The following is a 13004-nucleotide window of genomic DNA, read 5'->3' as shown; positions in this document are numbered from 1 at the left end:
ACGCTGTGCGGCAGCGTCAGACGGGTGTAACGGCTGTCGCCAGCCAGTGGCCGTCGTGCTTGACGAGTTCGACGCGCACGCGTGAGCTGGTGAGTGTGCCCTTGGGCAGATCCGCGCTGGTGGTCAACTGGTTCGCGTAGACCAGCACGGTGGCGTGGTCACGGGACGCGTCGATCACACCGGCCGCCTGCGAGGTGGCCTGTACGGTGATCCGCTTCTCCTTGGCGGCCGGGATCACCGATTTCGAGATCAGCGCCAGGTAGGTGTTCCGGAAATCACCGCTCAGATTGTCCGCGGCCTTGGGCAGTTCCTTGTCGACGGTGTTGTAGTCGTACGAGAACAACGACTCGACGGTGTGCTGCGCCGCGGCCACCGACTGGGCGCGCGCCTGCTCGCCCTGCCGGTCGGACCAGAACCGGTATCCGGTCAACGAGGTCACGACGACCGCCGCGACGAAAAGCACGCCCGCCGCGGCGAACAGGATGGAACGCTTGTCGATCTTCATGCCACGAACTCCAGTCCCGACGCGGTCACGGTGTTGCCGTCCCGCTTGAGGGTGACCCGGAAGCGGTAATCCTTCTGCTGCGGCTGATCGGTGCCCGCGTTGGACACCGTCTGCTGTGCCAGCACCAGGACGGTCGCCGAGTCGGCGTTATCGCTCTCGATCGCCGTCGCGAGCACCGTTCCGGTGGACTGCACCTTGATCTGCTCGAAGACCTTCTTGTACAGGTCCTTGTTCTGGGCGTATTCGGCCTTCAGCTCACCGGAGGCCACCGAGAGGATGCGATCGATATCGGCGTCGACCGAACCGTCCTTCATCGTGGACAGATTGATGACGGCCTGCTTGGCGACCTGAACGTATTCCGCCCGCCGCTCCTGCAGCGCGTCGGCGCGATGCTGGTGATAGAAGAACACACCGCCCGAGCCGATCAGCGCCAGGGTGGACACCAGCGCGACCACCGCGGCGGCCCAGCCCAGCCGGTCCAGCGATCCGAATCGCTTGCGGGACTTGGGTGCGGACTCGTCCTCGGCCTCCGATTCCGAGGCCGCCGATTCCGATGCCGTGGCGGCTGCGGGCCCCACGGTCTCGGTCTCGGTGGTCGAATCATCCGCTGCCGCGGTCGCGCCGGACTTGGTCAGCGCGACGACGGCGGCGTTCTCGACCGGCGGCACCTCGACCGGCGCCGGCGCGGGTTCTGCGGCGGCGGCCGGTTCATCGGCTTCGATCGGAGTGGATACCACGCTCGCGGCAGCCGCCGGTGCGGACGTGCGCACCTCGATGCCCGAGTGCTCGTCCTCGACGGGCGGGCCCGCCTGTCGCAGAGCCCGCCGCCTGGGGCGGCCGCCGTTTGCTGTGGTATCGCTCATCGTTGTTGCTCCTCGAGCATTTCCTGCCAGGTTGACGGCACTGTACTGGACCCGTTGGCGTCGATATCCCCTCGCCGATAGGTGCGACCGTCAGGTCCGAGGAACGTGCCACTGCTCGGATCGTAATGACCTATGACGGCCGCCGGTTGGTTGCCCATCAGATTGCTGGTGGGCTTGCCGGTGTTGTCGATGGCGTTCGGCGCACCGAACGGCGGGTTGTCACCCAGCGGGTAGTACCCGTTCGGATCGCGGCACAACTCCGGGCTGGGAGCCCGCTTGCCCGACACTTCCGCGCAGGGGGTGTTGCGGATGCCGCGCACGGCTTCCTTGGCGTTCTGCGCCACCTTGCAGTACATATCGTCCGGGGTGTCGATCTGCGAGAGATCGGCCGGCGAGCGGCGCTGGTCCGCGGGCAGGAAGCCGGTGGTGCAGCCGGGCGGGTCATTGAGCCCGAGCATGAAGTCCACCATGGCGCCGTAGTCGGACGGCCCGCGAATGGCGGTGAGCAGCGCCGAGAGCAGCGGCGGGTACACGACCAGAATCTGTTCCAGCCCTGCGTGATACGTGACGCCGACCTGTCCCACACTGACCATGTTGGCGAGCAGGATCGGCAGCGTCGGCTTCAGGTCCTGGAAGGTCTGATTCACCTTCTGCACGGCGGAAGGCGTGTGCTGCAACAGATTCCGCAGCGCCGGATCATGTTGGCGCAGTTGATCGGTCAGCGTGGCCAGATCCTGCGTCCAGCTGCGGATGGAGTCCGCGGACTGATTCTGGGTGTCCAGCAGCGGGCCGATCTTGTCCAGCAGGTCCTTGGTCTGATCGGTATTGGCCTTGGCCTCCTGCACCAGCAGCGACGCCGAGTCGATGAACCGCTGCAGGTCCGGGCCCGCGCCGTTGAAGGCGAGGAAGGCAGCGTTGATGACCTCGGCCAGTTTGGTGTCGGCGACGCTGGAGAGCAGCCGATCGGCCTGGTTGAGCATATCGCCGACGTCCTGCGGCAGCTTGGTGTGCTCGACCGGGATCACCGAACCCGCGTGCAGATTCCCGCCTTTGGGCGATTCGGCCGGGACCAGATCGACGTACTGCTCACCGATGGCCGAGACGCTCTTGACGTACGCCTCGATATCGGCGGGGATCTTGTAATCGCTGTCGATCGACAGCTTCGCGTCGACCCCGTCCGGGGTCAGCTTGACCTCCTGGACCTTGCCGACATTGGTGCCGCGATAGGCGACGTTGGCGGTTTCGTAGAGACCGCCGGTGGACGCCAATTTGACTGTGACGTCGTATCTTCCGATGCCGAACATGGCCGGGATCTGCACGTAGCTGCCGCCCATGACCGTCAGGCCGATCACGGTCAGCACCGAGAAGATGGCCAGCTGCACCTTGACGAACTTGCTGAGTTTCACTTGTCCGCACCCCCCTGCTGCGTATTGGGCACGGTGAGTCCCGGGATGGCGGGCAGGCCCGGAATCGGTGGCAGCCCTGCGATACTCGGCACCGGCGGGGCCGGCGGATTGATCGGATCCATCATCGGATCGCCCTTGCCGACCGCGGTCGGCGGCACCCCGGTGCCCAGGGTGGCCTGGGTGCCGCCGAGACTGCCGCCCAGCGGTGTTCCGGTGAGGAAGTTCGAATCCAGCCGGGCCCCGGTGATATCCACCGTCATCAGCAGATTCATGTAGTCGCCCTTGATGACCCGGTCGATGTTCTTGATCGGGAAGGGGAAGGTCAGCAGCCACTGCAGCGAATCGGCGAGCTTGCCGCCGGTATCGGCCAGTGTCTTGAGCACCGGCTGCAGATTGGCCAGATCGGCCTTCAGGTTATCGCCGCCCTGGTCGATGATGCGCTGCACGATATCGCTCAAACCACCGAGGGAGGTAATGGCTTTGGTGATGTTCTCGCGCCGATCGGCCAGCACCGTCAACGCGGGATGGATATTGGTGATGGCGTTGGTGACATCGTCCTTCTGGCGGGACAGTGTTCCGGCCATCCGGTCCAGACCGCTGATGGCGGCGATGATGTCGCCGGTCTGCTGATCCAGCGTGGTGGTCAGGGTGTTCAGCTGCGGCAGCAGGTCGCGGATGGCGTCGGTGCGGCCGTTGAAGGTCGCGTCGAGTTCGCGGGTGATGGTCTCCACCTGGGACATACCGCCGCCGTTGAGCACCACCGAGAGCGAGGACAGCGTCTGTTCGGTGGTCGGGTACGCACCCGCCCGCTCCAGCGGGATCAGGTCCCCGGCCTTCAACTGTCCTTGCGCCGGTTGGTCTTTCGGCGCCGCGAGCTCGAGATGATTACTGCCGAGCAAACTCGTCTGCCCGATCCGCGCGGTCGCGTTGGCGGGCAGCTCGAGGCCCTTCTCCAGGCTGACGGTGACCAGCGCGTGCCAGCCCTCGACCTGAATGTTCGTCACCGTGCCGACGGACACGTCGTTCACCTTGACCGGCGAATTACGGGTCAGCATGGTCACATTCGGCATCTGGATGCGGACCTGCCAGGAGCCCTCGCCGGTGCCGACCGCACCGGGCATGGACACCGAGTTCAGTCCGTCCCACTGGCAACCGCTCGTACCGAGCACCGCGGCCAGGCCGACCGCGATACCGGCAATGCGAATCCGTCGGCGGCTCATCATCGTCCACCTCCGGGGATGGCCAGCTCGGTCAGGGACTTGGGCGCCGCGACCTGCTCGGGACCGCCGGGCACCTGGTTGGCCAGATCCGGTGTGCTGTAGGTCAACTGGTTGGGGAAGGCGTTCTGCTGGGTCGCCGGATTCACCATGAGCGGCGGGTAGTTCATCATCAGCGACTGGATGACCGGAGCCAGGTACTGCTTGCACAGGTCGGCGCTGTGATCGGACTGATTGTCGCCCTCGGCCTCGACCGCACCGCACAGGAAGGCGAACGGGTTGGCGAAGTTCGGTGCGACGACCGCGCCGGTGAGCGTGCCCTGCGCGGGCTTGTAGAGCTGGTAGAAGTTCACCAGCGCGGTCGGACCGGAATGCATGATCTTCTCCAATTCGGGCCGCTTATCGGCCAGAACCTGGGTGGCATCGGCCAGCCGCTGCACGCTCTCGGTGAGTGCGCCGCCGCGGGAGTCCAGGAAACGCTTCACATCGACGACCGCGCTGTCGAGGTTGTCCAGTCCGGTCCCGAGATCGTTGGACACATTCGCGAGCACCGAGGCCACCGAGGCCAACCGGCCGCCGAACTGCACGATCTGATCATTGGATTTGGACAGCACGTCGACGAACTGCTGCAGGTTGCGGATGGTGCCGAACAGGTCGGTGCGACCGTCGGACAGGGTGCTGATCGTGCTGGACAGTTCCTTGAGCGTGTCCCGGAATGCCTGCGCGTTGCCGTTGCCGAGGTTCGCGTCCGCGGTGTCGATCACACGGCCGAACGAACCCTGCTTGTCCTCACCGACCGGACCGAGCGCCTTGGAGAGCTTGGTCAGTTCGGCCTTGATGTCATCCCATTCCACCGGAATCGCGGTGCGCTCCACCGGAATCGACGCGCCGTCACCCATCTTGGGCCCGCCGGTGTAGGCGGGCGCGAGCTGAATGAATCGCGCCGAGACCAGCGAAGGCGAGATGATCACGGCCTTGGCGTCGGACGGGAGATCGATGCCCCGGTCCACGGTCAGTTTCACGGTGGCCCGGTCCTTGCCCGGTTCGATCGAATCGATCCGGCCGACCTTCACCCCGAGCACCCGCACATCGTCACCCGCGTACAGGCCCGAGGTCGACGGGAAGTAGGCGGTGATGTGCTTCTTCCCGATATCGGCGACCAGTCCGTAGACCAGCCAACCGGCCAGGGCCACGACCACCGCCGCGGCGATGATCCGTGCCAGCCGGGGCACTCTGCGAATCGCGTTCATCGCGGCGGCTCCTGGATAGCGGGTCCGATCGACGGGGGCGCCGGATTGAGGAACATGTTCTGCAACGAGTCCGGCAGGTGGTTCGGCCACACCATCGCGTCGACCAGGAGCTGCAGCCCCTTACTCGTCGCGTTGGAGACGTACGCCTGGAAGTACGGGCCGCTGCCGACCTGCTCACCGAGCGCGGCCTCGAACGGTCCGAGCTCATCGAGCGCCTTGCCGATGTTGTCCTTGTTGTTCTGCAGCAGCTGGAGCACCGAATTCAGCTTGTCCAGCGTCGGTTTCAGCTGCGCCTCGTTATCGTTGACGAAGCCGGAGAGCTGCTTGGCCAGGCCGTTGACGTACACGATCAGCTGGCTCAGCGCGGCGCGCCGGGCATCGAGCTCGCCGAGCAGGCTGTTGCCGTCCAGCAGCAGCGAATTGATCTGTCCCGCACGATCACCGAGCACCTTGGTGACGGTCTGCGCGTGCGAGAGCAGATCGGTGAGCGCCTTGTCGCGGCTGTTGAGGCTGCGCGAGAGGCCGGTGAGCCCGTCGAGCGCCGACCGCAGCGGAGCCGGGGTGTCGGTGAAGGCTTCGGACAGGGTGTCCAGCGTCTTGTTGAGCTGGTCGGTGTCCAGGCCCTGCACGGTGCTGGCCAGATCGCCGAGGGCGTCGTTGAGCGAGTACGGGGAGGTGGTGCGCTCCAGCGGAATCGAACCGTTCGTGGCCAGCGCGCCGTCACCGGTCGGGGTCACCTCGAGCGACTTGCGGCCGAGCAGCGTGTTGGTCTTGATCGCGGCGGTGGTCTTACCGCCCAGCACGATCGACTCGTCCAGGGTGAAGTGCACCTTCACCTTGGCGCCGTCCAGCTGGACGCGTTCGACCCGGCCCGACCGCACACCGGCCACCTGCACCGGATCACCGGGCAGCAGGCCACCGGCGTCGGCGAAGAAGGCGTTGAATTCGACGCCCGACCGGACGAACGGCAGCCGGTCGAATTGCAGTGCGGTCAAACAGATCGTCACCACCAGCACGATGCCGACGATGCCGGCATTGATCAGAGGGGAGCGTTGTTCGTTCATGAGTTGGAGCACCTTCCCGCGGTTTGCAGGCCGGGCAGTTTGACGAGCTGCTGCTTGCCGTCGGGTCCGTCGACGAGGAAGTTCGTCCCACAGATGTACATATTGAGGAACGAGCCGTACGAGCCGATGCGGATCAGCTTCTTGTAGGTCTCGGGCAGCAGGTTCATCACGTACTGCAGATCGTCCTGGCGCTCGTCCAGATTCTGGGAGAGGCGGCCCAGATGTTCGATATCGCCCTTGAGGTCCGGACGGGCCTCCTGCAGCAGCGAGGTGAGATCGCCTGTCACCCCGGCCAATCGGGGCAGTGCGTCACCGAGCGGATCCTTGTCCGCGGCGAGTCCGCTGACCAGGCGCTGCAATTCGTTCAGCGTGGTCGCGAAGTCCGCGTCCTTCTGATCGATGGTGCCCAGCACGGTCTTGAGATTCTCGATCACACTGCCGATCAGCGCGTCCCGGTCGGCGAGGGTCTTGGTGAACGAGCCGCCGCTGTTCAGCAGCGAGACGAGCGTGCCGCCCTGGCCCTGGAACACCTGGAGCAGCGCGCCGGTCAGATCGTTGACCTGCTCCGGGTTCAGACCGCGCAGCAGCGGTTTGAACCCGCCGAGCAGCATGTCCAGATCCAGCGCGGGCTTGGTCTTGTCGACCCCGATGGTGGCGTTCTTGTTCAGCGGTTGCGCCGTGCCCGGGCCCTCCAGCAGCTCCAGATACCGGTCACCGACGAGGTTTTCGTAGCGGATGGCGGCGTGGGTGCTGGCGTAGACGCGGTACTGGCGGTCGATGTCGAAGTCCACGTGGGCCAGGCGATCCTTGCCGACGGTCACCCGGCTCACCGAGCCGACCGGCACCCCGGCGATGCGAACCTTCGCCCCGGGCAGCATGCCGGACGAGCTGGTGAAGACGGCGTGGTAGCCGGTGGAGCGGGAGAAGCGCATCTGACTGAAGATCACTCCCAGCCCCGCCAGGACCAGCACCATGACGAGCGCGAAGATCGACAGCTTGACGGTGCTCGCGTGCAGTTTCATCTTCATGGGTTGGGCACCCCCGGCAGTCCGGCGAACAGCAGTTGGAACACCTTGGGCCCGTTGAGATGTGTGTTCAGCGGCGGCGTCCACACCTCGCCCTCGGAGGTGTCGGTGACGAGATAGTTGGAGTGGCTGTTCGGCACCCGGTCGAGAATGTTCTCGCAGTGCGGGCCACCGGTAGCGTTCACCTTCGGCAGATCCTTCGGGTACTCGTACGGGGTGCCGCCGGGCATGAAGCTGGCGTTCAGCGTCACGTACGGTCCGTCGCCACCGAAGATGCGGTTGCCCAGGGGCAGTGCGTCGGCGGCGCCGACGACCAGGCAGTACAGGCCCGAGCTGTATTCGTTGAGCAGCCCGGTGGTGGGGCGCAGCAGATCCAGCGCGGTCACCAGCTGCTGCGAGTTGTCGCCCAGCACGCCGCCGGTGGTGTCGGCCAGTCCGATGAGGTTGAGCAGCACCTGATCCAGGGCGTTCTTCTCATCGACGAGCGTGCTCCCGGTAACGGTGATGTTGTTGGTGGTGCGCAGCAGATCCGGCACGGCATCGGCGTACAGATTCGTGACGCCGACCGAGGTCTGCAGATCCCGGCGCAGATCGGGCAGGCTCGGATTGATGTCCTTCAGATACTGATCGCTCTCGGACAGCAGTTGCCCGAGCTTCTCGCCGCGCCCGTCCAGCGCGGTACCCAGCGCGGTCAGCGTGGCATTGAGCTTCTCCGGCTCGATCTTGTCGAGCACCTGATTGAGATGCTGGAACAGCGTATTGAATTCCACGGTGACGGCATCGGCCTGGACGGTGGCGCCCGGCTTCAACGCCTGTGCCGAGGGCTGCTGCGGCGGAACGAAATTGATGTATTTCGCGCCGAAGACAGTTGTGGAACGAATATCCACGACGGAATTCGCGGGGACCAGTTTCAGCTTGTCCGGATCGATCGCCAGTTCGATATTCGCACCGTCGGCGGTATTCGTAATGCCCTTGACGGTACCGATTTCCACACCGTGGATCTTCACCTTGGCGTCCGGGTCGAGCACCAGGCCGCTGCGCGGCGCGGCGACGGTCACCTTGACGGTGTCCTGGAAGCCGCCCGCGAAGCTGACCAGGCAGACCACCACGACGGCCACGATGGTCAGCACCATTCCGGCGCCGCACAGGCGAATGAACCAGCCCTGCTCGGAATACCGCGTGGATGTTGGTTTTTGGACGAACGGCGAGCCGATCGGGCTCGCTACCGGGTCCAGTGTTTGCGCCATGTCCGCCCTACCCGGAGAGATGGAAGTTGCCGGTGGTGCCGTAAATGGCAAGGGAGATCAGCAGTGTCACCATAACCACCGCGATCAGCGAGGCCCGTACCGCGTTACCCACCGCGACACCGACGCCGACCGGACCACCCGCGGCGTGATAGCCGTAGTAGGTGTGGATCAGCATGACCGCCATGGCCATGAAGATCGCCTGGGCGAACGACCAGAGGATGTCGCTCGGAATCAGGAAGGTCGAGAAGTAGTGGTCGTACACACCGGCCGACTGACCGTAGATCACCACGGTCGCAAAGCGACTCGCGATGAACGAGGCGATGACCGCCAAGGAGTACAGCGGGATGATCGCGATGATGCCCGCCAGAATCCGAGTGCCCACCAGGAAGGGCACCGGCCGGATGGCCATCACCTCCAGGGCGTCGATCTCCTCCGAGACCCGCATGGCTCCCAATTGTGCCGTGGTTCCGGCCCCGAGCGTCGCAGCCAGGCCGATACCCGAAATAACCGGCGCCGCAATGCGAACGTTGATGAAGGCGGAGAAGAAGCCGGTCAGCGCCTCGACGCCGATATTGCCGAGTGAGCTGTAGCCCTGCACCGCGATGGTGCCACCGGCGGCCAGGGTCAAGAAGCCGACGATTACGACGGTACCGCCGATAACCGCCAAAGCGCCTGTGCCCATGGAGATCTCGGCGATGAGCCGGATGGTCTCGACACGGTAGTGAATCAGCGCCTTGGGAACCGAGGCAATCGATTGCGCGTAGAACACCGCGTGCTTACCGACGGAATCGAGCCCGGCGGTGAAACGCCGAAAGCGATTGACCACCTTCGGAAAACGAGATTGGATCACGAACGCCATCTGATCACCGCGCCGTGAACTTGATGCCAACGGCGGTTACGACCACGTTGATAACGAACAGCGCCATGAAGGCGAAAACGACGGTCTGGTTCACGGCGTCGCCGACGGACTTGGGGCCGCCCTTGACGTTCAGACCCAGGTAGCAGGCGACCAGTCCGGCGACGAGACCGAACAGGGTGGCCTTGACCTCGGAGATGACGAGTTCGGGCAGATGCGTCAGCAGCGTCAGGCCGTTGACGAACGCGCCGGGGTTGACGCCCTGCAGGAAGACCGAGAAGAGGAAACCGCCCAGGATGCCGATGGTGGACACCAGGCCGTTGAGCAGGAACGCCACGAACATCGAGGCCAGCACGCGCGGGACGACCAGGCGCTGGATCGGGTCGATGCCGAGCACCTTCATCGCGTCGATCTCTTCGCGAATGGTGCGGGCCCCCAGATCCGCGCAGATGGCGGTCGCACCCGCACCGGCCACGATGAGCACGGTGACCATGGGGCCGACCTGGGTGATGGTGCCGAATGCCGCGCCCGCGCCGGAAAGGTCGGCCGCGCCGATCTCGCGGAGCAGAATGTTCAGCGTGAAGCTCACCAGCACGGTGAACGGAATTGCGACCAATAGAGTCGGGACGATGGAAACCCTGGCGACGAACCAGGACTGGTCGATGAATTCCCGTCGCTGAAACGGTGGCCGCACCACAGCGCGGGCGACAGCGCCGGCGAGTTCGAAGAACCCTCCGACCGCCCGTAACGGTACGGCGAGGACATCATTCATTCCCGCGATTCCTCCTGCCCCTGCCTAGCTATAGCTTCCGAGATCTGAATGTGATCTCGGTCCCGTCCGAAGATTAGAACACGTTCCAGTACGGCTTCGGAAGGTTTCGACGGTTTTGAACTGGGAGTCTTTCTGAACTGATGTCCAGTTCCAAGAACATGTTCACCCCAGGTCTACCATCATGAACGTGGAACCTTTGTGAGGCGCCACACATAGTTGATTCCCATTCCTACCAACGATTGATCGCGTGATCAACCTGGAAACGGGGGGAGAAACCCCCCGCTACCGGTACAAAGGGTGGACTAACCGAGATCCATCAGCGCCGACGCGGAAAACGTGGCGCCCGAGGGGCGTTCGGCGAAATAGCCGCCGAGCGTGGCCGCCAGACCCTCGCGGGTCCACTCGCCTTCGGCATCGAAACGCTGCTCGACGATGGGGGCCGCCATCAGGGCCACCATCGGACCGTAGACGACGAACAGCTGACCGCTGATCGCGGCGGCCGCGGGCGAGGCCAGGTAGGCCACCAGGCGGGCCACATGATCGGGCGAGAGCGGATCCGGACCCTCTTCGGGCGCGGCCGAGAAGACGTTCTCGGTCATGGAGGTACGCGCGCGGGGGGCGATGGCGTTGGCACGGACGCCGAAATTGGCGAGCGCGCGCGAGGCCGACAGGGTCAGCGCGGTGATACCCGCTTTGGCCGCACCGTAATTGGCCTGTCCGGCCGGGCCGAGCAGACCCGCCTCGGACGAGGTGTTGATGATGCTGCCGTAGACCGGCGCACCGGCTTCCTTGGACTTGGCCCGCCAGTACGCGCCCGCATTGCGGGTCAAAAGGAAATGCCCGCGCAGATGAACCGCGACGACCGCGTCGAAATCCGCGTCGGACATGTTGAAAAGCATCTTGTCCCGGGTGATCCCGGCATTGTTCACCACGATGTCCAGGCCACCGAAGGTCTCCTCGGCGGTGCTGATCAGGGCATCGGCGGTGGCCGATTCGGCGATGCTGCCGGCCACGAATTCGGCCTTGGCGCCGAGCGCGCGAATGTCCGCGAGGGTTGCGCTGACCGCGTCGTTTTCGGCAAGGTCGTTCACTATGACCGACGCGCCGGCCCGGGCCAGCTCCAAGGCTTCGGCCCGGCCCAGCCCGGCGCCCGCGCCGGTGACGATGGCCACTAGGCCGGCAAGACTCACATCAGTTTCGCTCACCGGGCCGACTCTAGAACGTGTTACACCCGGCGAGCAAGGCTGGGTTCAGAGCAGCTTCAGCGCGGCCTTGGGGCACTGCGCGACCGCGGTGCGCACATCTTCCTCATCACCGGCCGGAACCTCCGCGCCGACGATGTGCAGAACGTCGTCATCATCGAGTTCAAAGACGTCGGGGGCGATTCCGACACAGATACCGTTCGCCTCGCACTGGTCGAGATCAACAGTGACCTTCATAGCCAACTCCTTTGCCAAAACAGTGCGCCGAGCCTAACAACCCGCACCCCGGCCGGGGTAGGAAGTGCGTCCTTACACGACCTAATACTGGAACATGTTTCACCTGCTGTGCAATGATCGGCTCAACCCGGAAACGAAGCTAGAGGTATCGCTATGCGGATCGCATACACGCCGCAACAGGAACAGCTGCGCGCTGAACTGCGTGAGTATTTCGCCCGTCTGATCACTCCCGAACGCCGGGAGGCGCTCTCGGCCACGACCGGCGAGTACGGCGAAGGCAATGTCTACCGCGAGGTCGTCGAGGAGATGGGCCGCGACGGCTGGCTCGCCCTGGGCTGGCCCAAGCAGTACGGCGGCCAGGACCGCTCCACCATGGATCAGCTGATCTTCACCGATGAGGCCGCCATCGCGGGCGCCCCGGTGCCGTTCCTGACCATCAACTCCGTCGCGCCGACCATCATGCATTACGGCACCGAGGAGCAGAAGAAGTTCTTCCTGCCCAAGATCGCCGCCGGACAGCTGCACTTCGCCATCGGCTACTCCGAGCCGGGCGCGGGCACCGACCTGGCCTCGCTGCGCACCTCCGCCGTGCGCGACGGCGACGAGTGGATCGTCAACGGGCAGAAGATGTGGACCTCGCTCATCGCGTACGCCGACTACGTCTGGCTCGCGGCGCGCACCGATCCGAATGCCAAGAAGCACAAGGGCATTTCGATGTTCATCATGCCGACCACGGCCGAGGGCTTCTCCTGGACGCCGGTGCACACCATGGCCGGACCGGATACCTCCGCCACCTACTACCAGGATGTGCGGATCAAGCACTCCGATATGGTCGGCCCGGAGAACGGCGGCTGGTCGCTGGTCACCAATCAGCTCAATCACGAGCGCGTCGCGCTGACCTCCGCCGCGCCGCTCGCGCTCGCGGTCGCGCAGACCCTGGAATGGGCTCGGAACACCAAGACCGCCAACGGTTCCCGCGTCATCGACCAGGAATGGGTGCAGATCGCGCTCGCGCGCATCCACTCCAAGGTGGAATACCTCAAGCTCACCAACTGGGAGATCGCCTCGCGCGCCGATCAGGGCGGCGATGCCGCGCCGCGGCCGTGGGACGCCTCCGCGACCAAGGTGTACGGCACCGAACTGGCCACCGAGGCCTACCGCGCGCTGATGGAGATCCTCGGCCCGCAGGCCTACCTGCGCCAGGACTCCGCCGGTTCGCAGCTGCGCGGACGCCTGGAGCGCATGCACCGCGCCTGCCTGATCCTGACCTTCGGCGGCGGCACCAACGAGGTGCAGCGTGACATCATCGCCATGACCGCCCTCAAGCAGCCCGCCGCCGCGCGCTAATCGAAACCTAGGT

At 65.0% G+C, this 13004-nt stretch carries 13 protein-coding genes; 1 reads left to right on the top strand and 12 read right to left on the bottom strand.

What is annotated here, in order from left to right; genetic code table 11:
• Positions 1-16: 16 nt before the first annotated feature.
• The 12 genes from ACFC4D_RS05985 to ACFC4D_RS05930 form a co-directional block, all read right to left on the bottom strand.
• The gene (locus ACFC4D_RS05985) at positions 17-505 is read right to left on the bottom strand and encodes a h domain protein (RefSeq protein ID WP_375962576.1); all 489 of its coding nucleotides are present in this window, start codon (positions 503-505) and stop codon (positions 17-19) included.
• Complete coding sequence (locus tag ACFC4D_RS05980; protein WP_376061977.1) at positions 502-1368, bottom strand: hypothetical protein; 867 nt, start codon at positions 1366-1368, stop codon at positions 502-504. Before ACFC4D_RS05980 ends, ACFC4D_RS05985 begins: the two co-directional genes overlap by 4 nt.
• Positions 1365-2774: an MCE family protein gene (locus ACFC4D_RS05975; RefSeq protein WP_376061976.1), complete on the bottom strand. Its 1410-nt coding sequence runs from the start codon at positions 2772-2774 to the stop codon at positions 1365-1367. The genes ACFC4D_RS05980 and ACFC4D_RS05975 overlap by 4 nt, the downstream gene beginning before the upstream one ends.
• A complete protein-coding gene (locus ACFC4D_RS05970) occupies positions 2771-3997 on the bottom strand; it encodes an MCE family protein (protein WP_375962568.1) in 1227 nt (408 codons plus the stop codon). The genes ACFC4D_RS05975 and ACFC4D_RS05970 overlap by 4 nt, the downstream gene beginning before the upstream one ends.
• Positions 3994-5241 (bottom strand): MCE family protein, encoded by a 1248-nt coding sequence (locus tag ACFC4D_RS05965; RefSeq protein ID WP_375962566.1) that lies wholly within the window; start codon positions 5239-5241, stop codon positions 3994-3996. The genes ACFC4D_RS05970 and ACFC4D_RS05965 overlap by 4 nt, the downstream gene beginning before the upstream one ends.
• The gene (locus ACFC4D_RS05960; protein ID WP_376061975.1) at positions 5238-6305 is read right to left on the bottom strand and encodes an MCE family protein; all 1068 of its coding nucleotides are present in this window, start codon (positions 6303-6305) and stop codon (positions 5238-5240) included. Before ACFC4D_RS05960 ends, ACFC4D_RS05965 begins: the two co-directional genes overlap by 4 nt.
• Positions 6302-7327, bottom strand: a complete 1026-nt coding sequence (locus tag ACFC4D_RS05955; protein WP_376062250.1) for an MCE family protein — start codon at positions 7325-7327, stop codon at positions 6302-6304. The genes ACFC4D_RS05960 and ACFC4D_RS05955 overlap by 4 nt, the downstream gene beginning before the upstream one ends.
• 2 nt (positions 7328-7329) lie before the next feature.
• Entirely contained in the window at positions 7330-8463 is a 1134-nt protein-coding gene (locus tag ACFC4D_RS05950) for an MCE family protein (RefSeq protein ID WP_376062249.1), read from the bottom strand.
• A gap of 121 nt (positions 8464-8584) precedes the next feature.
• A complete protein-coding gene (locus tag ACFC4D_RS05945; RefSeq protein WP_376061974.1) occupies positions 8585-9436 on the bottom strand; it encodes an MlaE family ABC transporter permease in 852 nt (283 codons plus the stop codon).
• 4 nt (positions 9437-9440) lie between these two features.
• Positions 9441-10205: an MlaE family ABC transporter permease gene (locus ACFC4D_RS05940; RefSeq protein WP_375962558.1), complete on the bottom strand. Its 765-nt coding sequence runs from the start codon at positions 10203-10205 to the stop codon at positions 9441-9443.
• Between the two features lie 302 nt (positions 10206-10507).
• The gene (locus ACFC4D_RS05935; RefSeq protein WP_376061973.1) at positions 10508-11410 is read right to left on the bottom strand and encodes a 3-oxoacyl-ACP reductase; all 903 of its coding nucleotides are present in this window, start codon (positions 11408-11410) and stop codon (positions 10508-10510) included.
• Positions 11411-11455: 45 nt separating this feature from the next.
• Positions 11456-11644, bottom strand: a complete 189-nt coding sequence (locus ACFC4D_RS05930) for a ferredoxin (RefSeq protein WP_364637862.1) — start codon at positions 11642-11644, stop codon at positions 11456-11458.
• Positions 11645-11797: 153 nt separating this feature from the next.
• On the opposite strand from ACFC4D_RS05930, the gene ACFC4D_RS05925 reads away from it, so the two are divergent.
• Positions 11798-12991: an acyl-CoA dehydrogenase family protein gene (locus ACFC4D_RS05925; protein WP_364637860.1), complete on the top strand. Its 1194-nt coding sequence runs from the start codon at positions 11798-11800 to the stop codon at positions 12989-12991.
• Positions 12992-13004 lie beyond the last annotated feature (13 nt).

This window comes from Nocardia sp. NPDC056000 (genome assembly GCF_042269265.1).
In the GTDB taxonomy this organism is placed as follows: domain Bacteria; phylum Actinomycetota; class Actinomycetes; order Mycobacteriales; family Mycobacteriaceae; genus Nocardia.
This window is presented reverse-complemented; position numbering and strand designations above follow the sequence as displayed.